Consider the following 17317-nt stretch of genomic DNA (forward strand, 5'->3'; position numbering starts at 1 on the left):
CCGGCGCGGGCCCTCAGGCCCGGCGCAGCCCCGCCAGCCGGGTGGCCCCGGCGAGGAGGCGGCCGTAGGAGCCGGGTGCCAGCCGCACCAGGACGTCGGGGACGGCGGCGCTGGCGCCGATGAGCAGCCGCGGACGGCGCCGCTCGACCGCCGTGACGATCCGCGCCGCGGCCCGGTCGGCCGGGTAGCGCAGCATCTTGGAGAACTCCCGCTTGCCCTGCTCGGCCTCCGCCGGGTCCACGCCACTGGCCACCCGGGCGGTCTCGGCGATGCGGGTGGCGATGCCGCCGGGGTGCACGCTGGTGACCCCGACCCCGTCCTCGGCCAGCTCGTGCCGCAGCGCCTCGGTGAAGCCGCGGATCGCGAACTTGCTGGAGGAGTACGCGGCCTGCCCGGCCGGGGCCATGATGCCGAAGATGCTCGACACGTTGACCAGGTGCGCGCCGGGGTGGGCCTTGAGCGTGGGCAGCAGCGCGTGGGTGAGCCGGACGGCGGCGCGGAAGTTGATGTCGAGGACCCAGTCGAACTCCTCGAGGGTCACCTGGTCGAAGCGCCCGCCCAGCGCGACGCCGGCGTTGTTGACCAGCAGCGTCGTCCCGGGGTGGCCGGCGACGATCGCCTCGCCGGCCTCGCGCACCTGCCCGGCGTCGGCGAGGTCGACGACGACGGTGTCGACCGACCGGGCGGGGAAGGCCGACCGCACCGCGGCCGCGACGCCGGCGAGCCGCTCGGCGTCGCGGTCGAGCAGCAGCAGGTCGTTGCCGCGCGCGGCGAGCGCCGGCGCCAGCGCGGCACCGATGCCGCTGGCCGCGCCGGTGACGACGGCGGTGCCGGTGAAGTCGTAGGGCCGCATCACGCCGCCACCTCGCCGACGCCCGCGGTGGCGCGCTCGTCGACCGGGCGGGTGAACCGGATGCCCTCGTCCTCCAGCGGCCCGCGGCGCATGAGCAGCACGTCGCGGACGTAGTTCTGGTACAGCTTCCACGGCGCCCGGGACCCCTGCTTCGGCAGCGCCGCGAGGCTGCGCTGCACGTAGCCGGAGGACAGCCCGATGAACGGCGCGGTGCCGCCGTCGGCCGGGGCGAGCGGGGTGGCCGCGGCGTAGCCGTTGCGGTCGAGGTGGTCCAGCAGCCGGCAGACGTAGCGGGCGACCAGGTCGGCCTTCAGCGTCCAGGAGGCGTTGGTGTAGCCGATCGTCATGGCGAAGTTCGGCACGCCGGAGACCATGAAGCCCTTGTAGGACACGGTGCGCGACAGGTCGACGTCCTCGCCGTCCACGGTCAGCCGCATGCCGCCGATGGGCAGCAGGTTCAGGCCGGTGGCGGTCACGACGACGTCGGCGTCGAGGTGCTCCCCCGACTCCAGCGCGATGCCGGTCTCGTCGAAGCCGGCGATCCGGTCGGTGACGATCGACGCCCGGCCCTCGCGCAGCACCCGGAACAGGTCGCCGTCGGGCACCACGCACAGCCGCTGGTCCCACGGGTCGTACGGGGGGTTGAAGTGCGTGCCGACGTCGACGCTGCCGGGCAGCTCCTTGGCCGCCGCCTTCGCGAGCACCTTCCTCATCAGCTCGGGCCGGCGCCGGCTGAGCTGGAAGGACGCCATCGAGACCAGCACGTTCTTCCACCGGACCACCGGGTAGACGACGCGGTCGGGCAGCCGGCGGCGCAGCTTCTCGGCGAGCGCGTCGCGGCCGGGCAGGCTCACGACGTAGGTGGGGGTGCGCTGCAGCATGGTCACGTGCGCGGCCTGCTCGGCCAGGCTGGGCACCAGGGTGACGGCGGTGGCGCCGCTGCCGATGACGACCACCCGCTTGCCGGCCCAGTCGAGGTCGTCGGGCCAGTGCTGCGGGTGCACCACCCGCCCGCCGAAGCGCTCCTCGCCGGGGAACCGCGGGCGGTGGCCCTCGTCGTAGCGGTAGTAGCCGGAGCAGACCGACAGCCACGAGCAGGTCCACGTCTCGGTCTCGCCGGTGCCGGTGCGCTCGGCGGTGACCGTCCACCGCGAGTCCTCGGTGGACCAGGAGGCGGCGACGACGCGGGTGCCGAAGCGGATGTGCCGGTCGACGCCGTACTCGCGGGCGGTGTCCTGCACGTACTCGCGGATCGAGGCGCCGTCGGCGATCGCCTTCGGGTCGGTCCACGGCCGGAAGGAGTAGCCGAGGGTGAACATGTCCGAGTCCGACCGCACGCCGGGGTAGCGGAACAGGTCCCAGGTGCCGCCGATGGCCTCGCGGGCCTCGAGGACGGCGTAGGTCCGGCCCGGGGACTCGCGCTGCAGGTGGCAGGCCGCACCGATGCCGGAGAGGCCGGCACCGACGATCAGCACGTCGACGTGGCGGGCGGTGCTGGGCTCGGTCATGGCGCTCCTCGGGACGGCCGGGGTGACCTGCACGACGGTACTCGACACCCTGTCGAGTTGGTCGACGGCGCGTCGGTCAGCCGGGGGCGGCGGCCGGGCCGTCGCCGCCGTAGACGGTGCGCAGCCACACGGTGAGCAGTACGTCGAGCAGGTCGTCCTCGGCCAGCGCCGGCGTCGTCCCGGTGGCGGTCGCGTGGATCACCCGCTCGTCCATCCAGTTCAGCGCGACGGCGAGGTCGCGGGCGGGCGGCCCGGGCGGGGCGGCGCCGCGGGCCCGCTCGCCCTCGATGGCCGCGGCGGTCTCGGCGACGAACTGCTCCATCACCTGCGACCACAGCGCCCGCACCTCGACGCTGGTGGGCAGCAGCGAGGCCGCCGCGGTGGTGAGCGCGCGGTGGGCGAGGAAGGTGTCGCGGACCGCCTCGAGCGCGCCCCGCCAGCCGGCGCGGACGTCGTCGCCGGCCCGCCGCAGCGCCGCCGCCCGGGAGGCGCGGGCCTCCTCGACCACGCGGTCGAGCAGCGCCAGCACGACGGCGTCCTTGGACGGGAAGTAGAAGTAGAAGGTGGGCCGGGAGATGCCCGCTCCCCGCGCGAGGTCGTCGACGGAGATGTCGGCGAGCGCACGGCGGCCGAGCAGCTCCTCGGCGGTGGCGAGGATGGCCCGCTCGCGGTCGTCGCCGGAGGGGCGGCGGGCGCGGCGTCCGCGGCTGCCGCCGGGCGGGACGGGGAGCGGTGCGGCCACGGCGGCGACCCTACCCAGCGCGGATCGGCGGCCGGGTGTGCTCAGGGCAGCTGCCACACCGTGGTGCGGCGGCTGCCCGGGCCCTCGGTCTCGGGCACGTCGAGGACGGTGACCGGCTCGAGCCGCTCGTGCGGCAGGTAGGGCCGGCCCGGGTCCCCGACGAGGACGGAGCAGCCGCGGGCGCGGGCCCGGTCGAGGAAGGGCAGCACCCGCTCGGTCATCACGCGGTCGTAGCAGACGTCCCCGGCCAGGACGACGTCGACGTCCGGGGGCTCGCGGTGCAGGACGTCGCCGATGACGCTGATGCCGGTGACGCCGTTGAGGACGGCGTTGACCGCCACCGCCGTCCGGGAGAACGGGTCGACGTCGCTGGCCAGCACGTGGTGGGCCCCGGCGAGGACGGCGGCGACGGCGACCAGCCCGCTGCCCGACCCGAGGTCGAGGACGCGACGGCCGGCCACCGGGACGGCGCCGTCGAGCACGGCCCGGGCCAGCGCCTGCCCGCCGGGCCAGGCCGCCGCCCAGAACGGCGGGTCCTCACCGGCGCCACCGGCGGCGTCCTCCATCGCCTCCCACAGGGCGACGACGTCGTCGGCGACGTGCAGCCGCACCTCCGGGACGAGGGAGGGCCGGCGGACCTGGGTGTGCGCGCGGACGAACGCCGCGGGCACCACCCTGGTCACGCCGGCCCCTCCTGGTGACGATCTGGAACGGCCTGGTCACCGCCCGGCACGGCCCCGCTGCAGGGTCCCGCGCCGAGCAGGTGACGTGCTGGAACGGCCCTCCTGCAGGGTCCCACCCTGAGCGTGCGAAGGGTGGGGGACGGGAGGGTCCTGTCAGTACCAGCCGGTGGCCTGCGAGTGCGCCCAGGCCTCGCACGGGGAGCCGTAGCGGTCCTCGATGTAGATCAGGCCGGCGTCGATCTGCAGGTAGCCGTCGGAGGTCTTGGCGATGCCGGTGCTGGCCCAGGTGGAGTCGAGGAACTGCGCGATGCCGTACGCGGTGCTGGTGGGGTTCTGCGCGGTGGGGTCCCAGCCGCTCTCCTTGCCCCACAGCTTCTCCAGGCAGGAGAACTGCTCGGCGCCCACGAGGCTGAGCGCGTAGTCCTTGAAGGACCCGCTCTTGGCCGTGCCCGAGCTCGCGCTGCTGGCGGCCGGCGCCTCGGTGGCCGCGGCGGCCGGCTGGGCGGCGGCGGCCTGCTCGGCCGCGGCGGCCTCGGCGGCGGCCTGCTCGGCCGCGGCGGCCTGCTCGGCCGCGGCGGCCTCGGCGGCGGCCTGGGCCTCGGCGGCGGCGCGCGCGGCCTCCTCCTCGGCGGCGACGCGGGCGGCCTCCTCGGCGGCGGCCTGCTCCGCGGCGGCCTGCTCGGCGGCCGCCTGCGCCTGGACGGCGGCGGCGTCCACCGCGGTGCGCTGGTTGCGCGAGGCGGCGAGGTCCTCCAGGGAGGCGAGGGTGTCGTCCCCGATGGCGCTGGTGGTGGCGGCGTCCTCGGTCTGCTGCGGGATGCCCAGCGCCTCGGCGACGCCCACCGAGGCGCTCGCGGTGTCGGTGTCGGTGTCGGCGGGCGAGGCGGCGCCGGTGGTGGTCAGCACGCCGACCAGCAGCGCGCCGGCGGTGGCGGTGCCGAGCAGCAGCGCGGGACGGCGCGAGCGGAGGAAGCCGCCGCGGCGGGCGGGGGCCTCGTCGACGTCGGCGACCTCGACGGCGGTGGCCTCGACGCTCTCCGGCGTGTCGGGGGCGGTGTGGCGGGTACGGGGCATGAGGGTGGGGGCTCCGAGGGAGAGTGCACGCGGCGGCCCGGGGCACGGGCGCGCGCACGCGGCGCGGTCTACGGGGTCTGGCGGAGTGCGGGTCTCCGGCGGCTCCGGTCGGTGCCGGGCGCGGCGGGGCAGGGTCGAGCCGGCGTCAGGAGGACGCGAGGGCGCGCTGCGCGCACCGGCGGCTGCACCTGCGGGCCACGGGGGCCCGGAGGCGGGGCATGCGGGAGACTCCGTTCCTTCCGTGAGCCGCCTACCGAGTTAGCTGACGGGTTCGGGCGGGAAGCAGCCCTACGCGCCGGCGAGCGGAGCTCGCCGGGTGCGATTCACCCCGGCACTGCGGTGGGTCCCCGGCTCGCGTCCGCGGGGACGGACACGACTCGGCGGCGTCCGGCCAGGCTCCCCGGACGGGGAAGGACGACCAACCGGACGCCCGCCACGGTAGAGGCCGTTACCGGTCCGTGACAACACGGGGACCGGAGGGACAGGTGGGACCGCTGGGGTCCGGCCGGGGCGGACGCCGACCGCCCGGCCGGCGTCCGCCCTGCTCAGCGGGCCGGTCAGGAGGCCGCGGCGACCTCGGGACGGCCGGCGCCGTGCAGCACCGTGAGCTGCGACGCATCGCCCGGGACGACCGGCTCGCGGTCGTCCGGCGCCCCGGCGGCGGCCTCCGCGGCCTCCCGGCGCTCGGCGAGGACGGGGACGTCGTCGGGGAGCACCCCGGCGACGACCGCGAGGGCCCGGTCGATCTGCCCGGTCAGCCCGAGCAGCCACTCGCGGGCCTGGTCGCGCTCGTCGCGCAGCGGCGCGAGCTCGGCCTCGGCGGCCAGCCGGCGCTCGAGCGCCTCGGCGTCGGCCCGGGCGCGCACCTCGGCGGCCTCCCGGTCCAGCCGGGCGCGGACCTCGACGGCCTCCTGGTCGAGCCGCTCGCGCGCCTCCGCGGCCGCGCGGTCGAGCCGGGCGCGCTCCTCGGCCGCCGCCCGGCCCACCTCCGCGGCCTGGCGGCGGGCCGCCTCCAGCACCGCCGCGGCCTCGCTGCGGGTCTGCTCGCGCAGCGCGATGACCGCCTCGCGCATCTCGGCGACCCCGCGGAGCCGCGCCTCGGCCTCGGTGCGGGCCTCGGCGAGCAGCCGCCGGGCCTCCTCCTCGGCCGTGGCGGTCACGGCGGCGGCCTCCTGCTCGGCCCGGGCCACCAGCGCCCTGGCCTCCTCCGGGCCGGGCAGCGACTGCCGCTCGCGGACCAGCGCCGCGAGCCGGCGCCGCGCGTTCTGCAACTCGGTCGAGCAGGCGGCGTAGCGGCTGAGCAGGTGGTCGTTCTCCCGCCGCAGGACCATGACCTCGGTCTCGGCCCAGTCCACGTAGGTGTCCACCTGCGCGCGGTCGTAGCCGCGCACCGCCGTCTTGAACACCGGCCCCGTGCCCAGCAGGCCGTCGAGCCCGCTCGGCGCCCGTCTCGTGTCGTCGTCCCCGGCCGCTGCGTGCCGCGCGTGCCCGTCCCCCACCTGCGACATCCCGGTCCCCCTCGGTACGCCGTCCGATCCGGTTCCCCGCTGGCCGGTCGGAGTGATCACAATCTCCCACCCCGGGGACCCGGCCGGACCGGCCCGACGGGCGGCTCGGGGAGCCGTCGGAGTGGGGTCGTCACGACGTGCCGGGACGATCACACAGCGCAGTCGCAGTGTCTCGGCACGGTCACGAGAGCCTGGGAATGGATCCGGGCGCCGGGGAGTTCGGCGGAGTGCAGTAGTTGCACGCTCAACCACATGGAGCACGAGATGCAGTTCGGCGTCTTCTCGGTCAGCGACATCACGACCGACCCCACGACCGGCCGCACGCCGAGCGAGGCGGAGCGGATCCAGGCCATCGTCCGGATCGCGGAGAAGGCCGAGGAGGTCGGTCTGGACGTCTTCGCCCTCGGCGAGCACCACAACCCGCCGTTCTTCTCGTCCTCGCCCACCACGACGCTGGCCTACGTCGCCGCGCGGACGCAGCGGCTGCAGCTGTCGACGGCGACCACGCTGATCACCACCAACGACCCGGTGAAGATCGCCGAGGACTACGCGATGCTGCAGCACCTCGCCGGCGGCCGCGTCGACCTCATGATGGGCCGCGGCAACACCGGCCCGGTCTACCCCTGGTTCGGCCAGGACATCCGCGACGGGCTCCCGCTGGCGGTGGAGAACTACGCGCTGCTGCGCCGGCTGTGGGACGAGGAGGTCGTCGACTGGTCGGGCCGCTTCCGCACGCCGCTGCAGGGCTTCACCTCCACCCCCCGCCCGCTCGACGGCGTCGCGCCGTTCGTGTGGCACGGGTCGATCCGCAGCCCGCAGATCGCCGAGCAGGCCGCCTACTACGGCGACGGGTTCTTCTCCAACCACATCTTCTGGCCGAAGGAGCACACGCAGCGGATGGTGGAGTTCTACCGCCGCCGCTTCGAGCACCACGGCCACGGCAGCGCCGACCAGGCCATCGTCGGCCTCGGCGGGCAGGTGTTCGTGCGGAGGAACAGCCAGGACGCCGTCCGCGAGTTCCGGCCCTACTTCGACAACGCGCCGGTCTACGGCCACGGCCCGTCGCTGGAGGACTTCTCCCGCGAGACCCCGCTGACCGTCGGCTCCCCGCAGCAGGTCATCGAGCGCACCCTCGGGTTCCGCGAGTACGTCGGCGACTACCAGCGCCAGCTCTTCCTGATCGACCACGCCGGCCTGCCGCTGAAGACCGTGCTCGAGCAGCTCGACGTGCTCGGCGAGGAGGTCGTGCCCGTGCTGCGGAAGGAGTTCGCCGCGCTCAAGCCCGCGCACGTCCCCGACGCGCCCACCCACGCCTCCCTGGTGGCGGCCCGCGGCGGCGCGGTCGACCCCACCGTCCACGCCGCCGGCGACGACGTCACCGGGCGCACCGCCGAGGAGGTCTCCGCGTGACCACCCGCACCCTGGCCGTGGTCAGCGCCGGGCTGTCGACGCCGTCGTCGACCCGGCTGCTGGCCGACCGGCTGACTGCCGCGACGGTGGCCGCCCTGCGCGAGCGGGGCCAGGACGCCGTCGTCGAGGTCGTCGAGCTGCGCGAGCACGCGCGCGACCTCGCCGACGCCTTCGTCACCGGCTTCCCGAACGCCGCACTGCGCGCGGCGATCGAGACGGTGACCGGCGCCGACGCCGTCATCGCGGTGACCCCGGTGTTCACCGCCTCCTACAGCGGGCTGTTCAAGTCCTTCGTCGACGTGCTCGAGAAGGACGCGCTGACCGGCAAGCCGGTCCTCCTGGGGGCCACCGCCGGCACCGCCCGGCACTCCCTGGTGCTCGAGCACGCCATGCGGCCGCTGTTCGCCTACCTGCGCGCGGTGACCGTGCCGACCGCGGTGTTCGCGGCGAGCGAGGACTGGGCCGGCGGCGAGGGTGCCGGCGGGGAGCTGGCGGCGCGGGTCGACCGCGCGGCCGGCGAGCTGGCCGACGTCGTCACCGGACGGCCGGCGTCGGCCCGCCCGGCCGACCCGTTCGCCGACGTCCCCTCCTTCGAGCAGCTCCTCCGGGGCGAGGCCTGACCGGGCACTTCCGCGGAAGTGCCCGCCCTGGTGTCAGACGGCGTCCTCCGACGGAGGTGCCGAGCCGCCCTGGGGCGCCTCGGCCGTCATGACCGCGACGATCTGCTCGCGGTCGGCGGCCGAGGGCAGCCCCCAGCCGGGCTCGTAGCCGTAGACCTCCCCGAGCGGGGTCGACGCCGTCCGCCCGGTCAGCACCTCCACCGAGCCGGTGTCGATCAGCCCCGGGTGCTCGACGCCGCAGGCCTCGGCCACCTTGAGCAGGTCGCGGCGCAGCGTGGCGACGTAGTTGGCCAGCCGCACCGACTTCAGCGCCGGGTCCAGGCCGTGCGCCAGCCACGCGTTCTGCGTGGCGACGCCGGTCGGGCAGGTGTCGGTGTGGCACTTCTGCGCCTGGATGCAGCCGATCGCCAGCATCGCCTCGCGGGCGATGTTGACCATGTCGCAGCCGAGCGCGAACGCCACGATCGCGTTGTCGGGGAGCCCCAGCTTGCCCGCGCCGACGAAGGTGACCTGCTCGGCCAGCCCCCGCCGGGCGAAGGTCGAGTAGACCCGGGCGAAGCCGAGCTGGAACGGCAGCGACACCGAGTCGGTGAAGATCAGCGGCGCGGCGCCGGTGCCGCCCTCGCCGCCGTCCACCGTCACGAAGTCCACCCCGCGGCCGGTGCCGGCCATGAGGTCGGTCAGCTCGTCCCAGAAGGCCATGTCCCCGACGGCGGACTTGATGCCCACCGGCAGCCCCGTCTCGGCGGCCAGCAGCTCCACCCAGTCGAGCAGGCCGTCGACGTCGGCGAACTCGGCGTGCCGGGACGGGCTGACGCAGTCGACGCCCTCGGGCACCCCGCGGGCGGCGGCGATCTCGGCGGTCACCTTCGCCCCCGGCAGCACCCCGCCCAGGCCGGGCTTGGCGCCCTGGCTGAGCTTGACCTCCAGCGCGCGCACCGGCGCGGACGCCACCAGGTCCTTGAGCCGCTGCAGGTCGAAGCGGCCCCGCTCGTCGCGGCAGCCGAAGTAGGCGGTGCCGATCTGGAACACCAGCTCCCCGCCGTGCCGGTGGTGCACCGACAGCCCGCCCTCGCCGGTGTTGTGCAGGCACCCGGCCAGCGCCGCGCCCCGGTTGAGCGCCTCGACCGCCGCACCCGACAGCGAGCCGAAGCTCATCGCCGACACGTTGACCACCGACGCCGGCCGGAACGCCAGGCGCCGCCCGCGCGGACCGCCGAGCACCTTCGCCGAGGGCAGCGCGACGTCGGAGGCCGAGTGCGGGTGCGACGGCGGGACGGCGCGGCCGAAGGTGCGGTGGTTGATGACCGGGTACCCGGCCGTGTACTCGAGGTCGTTGTCGGTGCCGAACCCGAAGTAGTTGTTCTGGCCCTTGGCCGAGGCGTAGACCCACCGGCGCTGGTCGCGGGTGAAGGGCCGCTCCTCGTTGTTGCCCGCGACCAGGTACTGCCGCAGCTCCGGCCCCATCGACTCCAGCAGGTAGCGGGCGTGCCCGATCACCGGGAAGTTGCGCAGCAGGGTGTGCTCCCGCTGCAGCAGGTCCCGGGCGGCCACCGCCGCCACCGCGCCCAGTCCGGCCACCGCGGCCCGCGCCGCACCCCTCATGTCGCACCTCCGCTCGCGGTCAGGGCGTCATCCTGGCGCGGAACGGCGGCGTCCGCCCTACAGGAACAGGCTGAGCACGAACGCCAGGACGAAGCCGATGCTGCCGAGCAGCGTCTCCATGACCGTCCAGGTCTTCAGCGTGGTCTTCTCGTCCATCTGGAAGAACCGGCTGACCAGCCAGAACCCCGAGTCGTTGACGTGCGAGAGAACCGTCGCGCCGGCGGCGATGGCGATGACGATCAGCGCGAGGTCGATCGAGGACAGCCCGTCGGTGGCCTCGATCACCGGCGCCATGAGGCCGGCGGTGGTGGTGAGGGCGACCGTCGCCGACCCCTGCGCCACCCGCAGCAGGACCGAGATGACGAACGCCGCGACGATCACCGGCAACCCGATGTCCCCCAGCACGTCGGCCAGCGCGGTGCCGATGCCGCTGGCCCGCAGCACGCCACCGAACATGCCGCCGGCACCGGTGATGAGGATGATCGCGCAGACCGGGCCCAGCGCGCTGTTGACGATCGACTCGACCTGCGCGCCGCTTTCCCCGCGGCGCCGCCCGAGCACCACGATCGCCACCAGCACGGTGATGAGCAGCGCGATCGGGGTGGCGCCGATCAGCTGGCCGGCGCGCACGACGAACGAGGTCTCGTCCACCGCCCCCGCGGAGGCCAGCGTGGTCAGCCCCGTGTTGAGGAAGATCAGCACCAGCGGCAACAGCAGGAGCGCGAGCACGGTGCCGAACCGGGGCGGGGCCGGGCGGGTCGCGGTCTGCGTGCGCCGCCCACCCGAGGCGCCCGCGATCCCCGGCGCCGTACCGGCCACGGTCCCGTCGGGTTCCTCCGGCGCCGGCCGGTCCTCGTCGTGCAACAGGTCGGGCACCGCGACGTCGTAGCGCCGGCCGGCCCACAGGCCGAACAGGTACCCGCCCAGGTACCAGGTCGGCAGGCCGACGAGCAGGCCGAAGACCAGGGTCAGCCCGATGTCGGCCCCGACGAGCTCGGCCGCGGCGACCGGCCCGGGGTGCGGCGGCACGAAGGCGTGCATGACCGCGAAGGCACCGGCGACCGGGAGGCCGTAGGTGAGCAGCGACCCGCCCAGCCGGCGGGCGATGGTGAACACGATCGGGAGGAAGACCACGAGCCCGGCGTCGAAGAAGATCGGGAACCCGAACAGCAGCGCGGCCACGCCCAACGCCAGCGGGGCGCGCTTCTCCCCGAACCGGCCGACCAGGCTGTCGGCGAGCACCTGTGCCCCGCCGCTGTGCTCGAGCAGCCGCCCGAGCATCGCGCCGAGGCCGACGAGGAGGGCGACGTTGGCGAGCGTGGCGCCGAAGCCCTCGGTCAGCGTGCTGACGACGTCCTCGAGCGGGATCCGCGTGGCCAGCGCCGTCAGCAGGCTAACCAGGATCAGCGCGAGGAAGGCGTGCAGCTTCAGCTTCATGATCAGGAAGAGCAGGACACCCACCGCGGCGGCGGCGATGAGCAGCAGCGGGCCGGCACCCAGCGCCGGTTCGACCTCGGGCATGGCGGTTCCTCCTGGGTTCAGACGGGGTTCTCCGAGAGGGTGTCGTCGAGCTCGTCGAGCGTGGCGAGGATGTCGGTCAGCGCGTCGGTCGAGCGCTCGACCAGCGGGCGCATGCCCCGGTAGAGGTCCGCGGCCGCCGGGTCGGGCTCGACGGGGTCGGAGACGCCGATCAGCGCGGTTGCCTCGTCGAGGTCGGGCAGCGCACCGAGGGCGTGCAGCCCGAGCAGCGCCGCGCCCAGGCCGGTGCCCTCGGGTGAGTCGGCCACCCGCACCGGCAGGTCCAGCGCGGCCGACAGCGTCCGCACCCACAGCGCGGAGGCCACCGCGCCACCGGTCGCGCGGACCTCGGTGACCGGCAGGCCGGTGGCGGAGAACGCGTCGCGGACCAGCGCGAGCTGCTGGCACACCCCCTCGACGGCGGCGCGGACCAGGTGCGGCCGGCGGTGCTCGCGGCGCAGGCCGACGTAGGCGCCGCGCAGCCCCGACCGCCACCACGGCGCCCGCTCGCCGAGCAGGTAGGGCAGGCACAGCAGCCCGGCGCTGCCGGGCGGCACGCCCGCGGCCTCCTCCAGCAGCCGGGCGTCGAGGGCGTCGGCGTCCTCCTCCGTGACCGCCTCCCCGCCGGCCAGCGCCTGCGCCGCCCAGCGCACCACCGAGCCGCCGTTGTTCACCGCGCCGCCGACCACCCAGTGGTCGTCGGTGAGGGCGTAGCAGAACAGCCGGTGGGCGGGGTCGACGGTCGGCTGGGGGACGACGACGCGCATCGCGCCGCTGGTGCCCAGCGACACCGCGGCGACCTGCGGGCGGACCGCGCCGATGCCGAGGTTGGCCAGCACGCCGTCGGAGGCCCCGATGACCACGGGGGTGTCCCCGGGCAGCCCGGCCGCCGCGGCCACCCCCGGGCGCAGGCCCGGTAGCACCGCCGTCGTCGGCAGGACCTCCCCCAGCTGGTCGGCGCGCACGCCGGCGACCAGCAGCGCCTCGGCGTCCCAGGTGCCGGCGCGCAGGCCGTAGAGGCCGGTGGCCGAGGCGCACGAGCGGTCGAGCACCTGCGGGCCGCCGTGCAGCGCGGAGACGACGAGCTCCTTCACCCCGCCCCAGCGCGGCACGGCGGCCAGCCGGTCGGGGTCGTCGGCGCGCAGCCAGGCGAGCTTGAGCAGCGGCGACATCGGGTGCACCGGCGTGCCGGTGCGGGCGTGCAGCCCGGCGGCGCGACCGTCGGCCCGCAGCGCCGCGGCGAACCCCGCGGCGCGGTCGTCGGCCCAGGTGACCAGCGGGCCCAGCGGGCGGCCGTCGCCGTCCATGGGCACCAGGCCGTGCATCGCCGCCGACAGGCTGACGCCGACCACCCGGTCACCGCGCTCCCGGGCGGCGGCGCTGACGGCGGCCAGCGCCGTCACCGCGGCCTCGGCCAGGCGCCGCGCGTCGAGCTCGGCGCGGCCGGGCGCCGGCACCGACAGCGGGTAGCCGACGCTGACGAGGTCGCGGACCCGCCCGTCGGTGCCCGCGGTGACCGCCTTGGTGGCCGTCGTCCCGCTGTCCAGCCCGACCACCACGTCCATGCGCGCGATCCTGCCCGGGGCCGCGGCCCGGACGCGAGGCCGGCGCCGGATCGTCAGCGCCGGATCTCCACCAGCAGCACCCAGGCGTTCGGGCACGCCGCCGCGATCCCCAGCCCCAGCGTGGCCGCGGCCCGGCGGGGCAGTGTCGGGAACGCGAGGATCCGGTCGAGGTTGGTCGAGACGGCGACGAACAGCAGCCCGGTCAGGGCCGCGGTCGCACCGACCGCCGCCACCGCCAGGTCGTGCCAGGCCTCGGGGCGGTGGGCGTCGGTGCCGCCGGCCTCCACGCCGGCCGATCCTGCCGCACGCTCAGCGGTAGGCCGAGCCTCCACGCAGCCGCGCGCTGACGGCGGCGTGCAGCGGCGCGAGGACGACGCCGTCGCGGGCCAGCCGGGCGCGCAGCACGCGGCGGTGGCGCAGCACGCCGACCAGCCCGACCGCCCAGAACACGTACTGGACGGCGAACGCGGCGCGGAAGGCGCCCAGGTCGTAGGCGGTGGAGCCGCCCGGGGTGAGCGCGTCGAGGACCGCGCCGATGGCGAGGATCGTCAGCAGCGAGGCGACGAACCCGCCGACGTTGACCACGCCGCTGGCGCTGCCCTGGCGCTCGGCGGGGTTCCAGGTGCGGGCGAAGTCGAAGCCGATCATCGAGCCCGGGCCGTTGGTGCCCAGGACCACGACCAGCACCACCAGCAGCCACAGCGGCGCGCGGCCGGGCCACAGCAGCACCGCCGTCCAGGTGGTCGCGGTGAGGCAGAGGATGGTGAGCACGAGGACCGAGCGGCGCAGCGGCCACCGCCCGCACAGCCGGCCCAGCAGCGGGCCGACGGCCATGCCGACGACCACGAGCAGGCTGAGCAGCCCGGCCGCCGTCGCCGGGGCCAGGCCCTGGCCGACGACGAGGAAGGGATAGCCCCACAGCAGCGCGAAGACGGTGCCGGAGAACTGAGTGACCAGGTGCGTGTAGAGGCCGATGCGGGTGCCCGGCTCGCGCCAGGTGAGCGTCAGGCTGCGGCGCACCTCGGCCAGCCCGGCGGCGCCGGTCGCCGTCGTCCCGGGCGGGGCGTCGCGCAGCGTGGCCGACGCCAGGACGACGACGAGCACGCCGACCGCGGCGGCGCCGAGGAAGGTGCTGCGCCAGCCGGCGGCGTGCAGCAGCGCGACCAGCGGGTAGGCGGCCACGATCTGCCCGACCTGCCCGAGGATGCCGGTGAGCTGGGTGACCACCGGGACGGTGGGGCCGGGGAACCAGAACCCGATCACCCGCAGCACGCTGATGAAGGTCATGGCGTCCCCGGCGCCGACGAGCACCCGGGCGGCGACGGCGGTGGGGACGTCGGTGGCCAGCGCCAGCACCAGCTGGCCGGCGGCCATCGTCAGCCCGCCGGCGAGGATCAGCCGGCGCGAGCCGAACCGGTCCAGCGCCACCCCGACCGGCACCTGCAGCCCGGCGTAGACGGCCAGCTGCAGCACGAGGAACAGCGACACCGCCGAGGCGCCGGCGGAGAACCGCTCCTGCGCCTCCACGCCCGCCACGCCGAGGGAGGCGCGGTGGAAGACCGCCACGACGTAGGCGGCCAGCGCGGTCAGCCAGACGGCGTAGGCGCGCAGCGGCGCACGGGCAGGCGTCGGGGGCGTCACCCAGAGGACGACAGCACCCGGCCGCGATGTGTTCCCGCCGCGGCCGGTGAAGCGCCTCACCGCCGCCGTCGGCCGCGGCGTCGCAGGCCGGTCCGCGGGCCCGGCGGCCGCAGCCTCCCGCCCGTGGAAGCCCTGGTCTCGCCGGCCGACCTCACCGAGGACGACGCGGCCCGCCGGGTGCGCATCGTGCTGGCGCTGGCCACCTGCACGGCGGCCAGGGGCTGCCGCGCCACGACGATCTCCGACATCGCCCGCGAGGGCCGGGTGTCCGAGACCGTCGTCTGCGCGCACTTCCGCGACGAGGAGCACTGCCTGCTCGAGCTCCACACCCGGGCCGGCGACAAGATGCTCGCCACGGTGCGGACCGCCCAGGCGAGCGCGGCGAGGCCGCGGCGCTCGCCGAGGACACCGACGTCGCCACCGAGGTGCTCGTCCAGCTCGTCGCCCGCACCGCCCGAGCCGGCTCACCCGGCGTCCCCGGCGAGTCGCCCGCCGGCGTCGTCCCGGCCCGGCGGGCTGGAGACCGCCGCGGTCCTGCGCCTGGACCGAGGCGGAGGTGGCGGCCGTGACGGTCAGCGGCGCGCCGGTCGCAGTGACAGCACCGCCAGCGCCCCGGCGGCGCTGAGGCCCGCCGCGGCCAGGGCGGCGGTGTCCCAGCCGGCGACCAGGCCGGCCGCGGTGCCCGCCGGGGTCCCGGCGGTGACCAGCAGCACGACGAGGGTGACCCCGACCGCGGCGCCGAGGTAGCGGGCGGTGTTGTTGGCGCCGCTGCCCATCCCGGCCCGCTCCGGCGGCACGTGCGCCACCGCCTCCTGGCCCAGCGCGGCATTCACGGCGCCGTAGCCGACGCCCAGGACGACCAGCCCGGGCAGCAGCCGCAGGCCCGACCCGCCGGCGTCGAGGACCGCCAGCGCGGCCAGCCCGGCCGCCGACACCCCGAGTCCGGTGGCCAGGAGCAGCCGCCCGTCGACGCCGGGCAGCCAGCGCAGCCCGACCGAGGTCGCCGTGGCCACCGCCGACCAGACCAGCACCAGCACCGTGGTGGCCAGCAGGCTTTCCCCGAGCGCTCGCTGCAGCACGGTGGCGAGGAACGACAGCAGCCCGACGGTGGCCGCGCCGGTGACCAGCGCGCCGACCAGGGCGGCGTCGAAGCCGCGGACGCGGAACAGCGCGAGGTCGACCATCGGCGCGGCGACCCGCGACTCGGCGAGGACGAACGCCGCGCCCAGCAGCACGCCGCCGACCAGCAGCGCCGCCGTCGTCGCCGCGCCCGCGCCGGAGCGGGGAGCGACCAGGCCGACCAGCAGGCAGGTGACCGCGGCGACCAGCAGCACCGGACCGGCGACGTCGACCCGCGGCCGGCGCCCGGGCGCGGACCCCGGCAGCAGCAGCCGCGCCGCGACGGCGAGCAGCACCGCGACGACGGCGGTGGCGAGGTGCGTGGCGCGCCAGCCGGTGTCGCCGTCGAGGACGACGGCGGCCAGCCCGCCCACGCCGGTCCCCGCCCCGATCGCCGCGCCCCACACCGCGGCGGCCCGCGCCCGCGCCGGACCCAGCGGGAAGACCTGCGCGACCAGGCCCAGCGAGCAGGCCAGCACGGCCGCGCCGCCCACCCCCTCGACCAGCCGCCCGGCGACGAAGACGCCGGTGCCCGGGGCCGCGCCGGACACCGCCGCGCCGGCGGCCAGCAGGACCAGCCCGGCGGTGAACACCCGCCGCCGGCCGAGGGAGTCGGCGGCCGCGCCGGTGACCAGCAGCGCCGCGGCCAGGCCGACGCTCATCGCCGACAGCAGCCAGGCCTGCCCGCCCGGGCCGGTGCCCAGTTCGCGGGCCGTGGCGACCGAGGTGGCCAGCGGCGTGACGAAGGCGGCGAGGACCACCAGCGTGCTGGTGGCGACGACGGCCAGCGTCCGCGACTGCAACGGCGCCGCGGCGTCGGCGGCGGGTGGGCGGGACCGGACCGAGCTGGACACGCGTGCCCCCAGGGGATCGACGTCGTCAGTTGGACTTCCGAACCGACGAGGAGTCACGGTAGCAGGTGACCGCCGCCGGGCGCACCGGTCGCGCATGGTCTGCGCGGGGCGCGGGCAGGAGAGCCGCCGGAGGGCACCGCCCGGGTGCCGCAGGATCAGGGAGGAGCGCGCCGATGGCGTCCGTCATCCACTTCACGATCGCGACCGTCGCCGAGGAGAGCCCGGACTTCCGCCGGGTGCTGTGGACCGGGAAGAACACCCAGCTCGTCGTCATGACCATCCCGGCGGGTGGGGAGATCGGCGAGGAGGTCCACGAGGACATCGACCAGATCCTGACCTTCGTCAGCGGCGTCGGTGAGGCGAAGGTCGGGGGCGCGACCAAGAAGGTGGCGCAGGGCGACCTCGTCGTCGTCCCGGCCGGGACCAAGCACAACTTCGTCAACACCGGCGAGAACCCGCTGATCCTCTACACGGTCTACGGCCCGCCAGAGCACGCCGACGGCGCGGTGCACCACACCAAGGAGGAGGCCGACGCGGCCGAGGAGTCCGGCGACGACGAGCCGCCCGGCCAGGACTGAGCGGCAGGACTGACGCCACACCCCGGTGTCGCCGCACCG

At 76.1% G+C, this 17317-nt stretch carries 15 protein-coding genes and 1 riboswitch; of the genes, 3 read left to right on the forward strand and 12 right to left on the reverse strand.

Annotated elements, in window-relative coordinates:
• Positions 1–13 precede the first annotated feature (13 nt).
• The 6 genes from CHC04_RS19185 to CHC04_RS19210 all read right to left on the reverse strand — a co-directional run bounded on the left by CHC04_RS19185 (position 14) and on the right by CHC04_RS19210 (position 6368).
• A complete protein-coding gene (locus tag CHC04_RS19185; protein ID WP_089405727.1) occupies positions 14–853 on the reverse strand; it encodes an SDR family NAD(P)-dependent oxidoreductase in 840 nt (279 codons plus the stop codon).
• Positions 853–2361 carry a flavin-containing monooxygenase gene (locus tag CHC04_RS19190; protein WP_089405569.1) on the reverse strand — a complete coding sequence of 503 codons (1509 nt, stop codon included), beginning with the start codon at positions 2359–2361 and terminating at the stop codon, positions 853–855. The genes CHC04_RS19185 and CHC04_RS19190 overlap by 1 nt, the downstream gene beginning before the upstream one ends.
• 76 nt (positions 2362–2437) lie before the next feature.
• Positions 2438–3103: a TetR/AcrR family transcriptional regulator gene (locus CHC04_RS19195; protein WP_089405570.1), complete on the reverse strand. Its 666-nt coding sequence runs from the start codon at positions 3101–3103 to the stop codon at positions 2438–2440.
• Between the two features lie 41 nt (positions 3104–3144).
• On the reverse strand, positions 3145–3786 hold the full coding sequence (locus CHC04_RS19200) for a class I SAM-dependent methyltransferase (RefSeq protein ID WP_089405571.1): 642 nt from the start codon (positions 3784–3786) through the stop codon (positions 3145–3147).
• 153 nt (positions 3787–3939) lie between these two features.
• Positions 3940–4860: an aggregation-promoting factor C-terminal-like domain-containing protein gene (locus tag CHC04_RS19205; protein WP_176450099.1), complete on the reverse strand. Its 921-nt coding sequence runs from the start codon at positions 4858–4860 to the stop codon at positions 3940–3942.
• Between the two features lie 231 nt (positions 4861–5091).
• A riboswitch (cyclic di-AMP (ydaO/yuaA leader) is annotated at positions 5092–5253 on the reverse strand.
• 164 nt (positions 5254–5417) lie between these two features.
• Positions 5418–6368 (reverse strand): DivIVA domain-containing protein, encoded by a 951-nt coding sequence (locus tag CHC04_RS19210; protein ID WP_089405572.1) that lies wholly within the window; start codon positions 6366–6368, stop codon positions 5418–5420.
• Positions 6369–6620: 252 nt separating this feature from the next.
• Between CHC04_RS19210 and CHC04_RS19215 the strand changes: the two genes are divergently transcribed.
• The gene (locus CHC04_RS19215) at positions 6621–7778 is read left to right on the forward strand and encodes an LLM class flavin-dependent oxidoreductase (protein WP_245817494.1); all 1158 of its coding nucleotides are present in this window, start codon (positions 6621–6623) and stop codon (positions 7776–7778) included.
• Positions 7775–8398 carry an FMN reductase gene (locus CHC04_RS19220; protein WP_089405573.1) on the forward strand — a complete coding sequence of 208 codons (624 nt, stop codon included), beginning with the start codon at positions 7775–7777 and terminating at the stop codon, positions 8396–8398. The genes CHC04_RS19215 and CHC04_RS19220 overlap by 4 nt, the downstream gene beginning before the upstream one ends.
• Positions 8399–8431: 33 nt before the next feature.
• Here the strand turns inward: CHC04_RS19220 and CHC04_RS19225 are convergent, their stop codons facing one another.
• The 6 genes from CHC04_RS19225 to CHC04_RS19250 form a co-directional block, all read right to left on the reverse strand.
• Complete coding sequence (locus CHC04_RS19225) at positions 8432–10003, reverse strand: FMN-binding glutamate synthase family protein (protein ID WP_089405574.1); 1572 nt, start codon at positions 10001–10003, stop codon at positions 8432–8434.
• Between the two features lie 57 nt (positions 10004–10060).
• Complete coding sequence (locus CHC04_RS19230) at positions 10061–11524, reverse strand: GntP family permease (RefSeq protein WP_089405575.1); 1464 nt, start codon at positions 11522–11524, stop codon at positions 10061–10063.
• 17 nt (positions 11525–11541) lie between these two features.
• Entirely contained in the window at positions 11542–13086 is a 1545-nt protein-coding gene (locus CHC04_RS19235) for a gluconokinase (RefSeq protein WP_089405576.1), read from the reverse strand.
• A gap of 53 nt (positions 13087–13139) precedes the next feature.
• Complete coding sequence (locus CHC04_RS19240; RefSeq protein ID WP_089405577.1) at positions 13140–13373, reverse strand: hypothetical protein; 234 nt, start codon at positions 13371–13373, stop codon at positions 13140–13142.
• 22 nt (positions 13374–13395) lie between these two features.
• Positions 13396–14727 carry an MFS transporter gene (locus tag CHC04_RS19245; RefSeq protein ID WP_176450100.1) on the reverse strand — a complete coding sequence of 444 codons (1332 nt, stop codon included), beginning with the start codon at positions 14725–14727 and terminating at the stop codon, positions 13396–13398.
• A gap of 572 nt (positions 14728–15299) precedes the next feature.
• The gene (locus tag CHC04_RS19250; protein ID WP_176450101.1) at positions 15300–16700 is read right to left on the reverse strand and encodes an MFS transporter; all 1401 of its coding nucleotides are present in this window, start codon (positions 16698–16700) and stop codon (positions 15300–15302) included.
• Between the two features lie 173 nt (positions 16701–16873).
• On the opposite strand from CHC04_RS19250, the gene CHC04_RS19255 reads away from it, so the two are divergent.
• Positions 16874–17278, forward strand: coding sequence for a cupin domain-containing protein (locus tag CHC04_RS19255; RefSeq protein WP_089405579.1), 405 nt, complete (start codon positions 16874–16876; stop codon positions 17276–17278).
• Positions 17279–17317 lie beyond the last annotated feature (39 nt).

This window comes from Geodermatophilus saharensis (assembly GCF_900188205.1).
GTDB classification, from domain to species: domain Bacteria; phylum Actinomycetota; class Actinomycetes; order Mycobacteriales; family Geodermatophilaceae; genus Geodermatophilus; species Geodermatophilus saharensis.

Coding starts and splice junctions, on each gene's coding strand:
- CHC04_RS19185 (WP_089405727.1), bottom strand. CDS start 853: ATGCGGCCCTACGACTTCACCGGCACCGCCGTCGTCACCGGCGCGGCC.
- CHC04_RS19190 (WP_089405569.1), bottom strand. CDS start 2,361: ATGACCGAGCCCAGCACCGCCCGCCACGTCGACGTGCTGATCGTCGGT.
- CHC04_RS19205 (WP_176450099.1), bottom strand. CDS start 4,860: ATGCCCCGTACCCGCCACACCGCCCCCGACACGCCGGAGAGCGTCGAG.
- CHC04_RS19210 (WP_089405572.1), bottom strand. CDS start 6,368: ATGTCGCAGGTGGGGGACGGGCACGCGCGGCACGCAGCGGCCGGGGAC.
- CHC04_RS19215 (WP_245817494.1), top strand. CDS start 6,621: ATGGAGCACGAGATGCAGTTCGGCGTCTTCTCGGTCAGCGACATCACG.
- CHC04_RS19225 (WP_089405574.1), bottom strand. CDS start 10,003: ATGAGGGGTGCGGCGCGGGCCGCGGTGGCCGGACTGGGCGCGGTGGCG.
- CHC04_RS19230 (WP_089405575.1), bottom strand. CDS start 11,524: ATGCCCGAGGTCGAACCGGCGCTGGGTGCCGGCCCGCTGCTGCTCATC.
- CHC04_RS19235 (WP_089405576.1), bottom strand. CDS start 13,086: ATGGACGTGGTGGTCGGGCTGGACAGCGGGACGACGGCCACCAAGGCG.
- CHC04_RS19255 (WP_089405579.1), top strand. CDS start 16,874: ATGGCGTCCGTCATCCACTTCACGATCGCGACCGTCGCCGAGGAGAGC.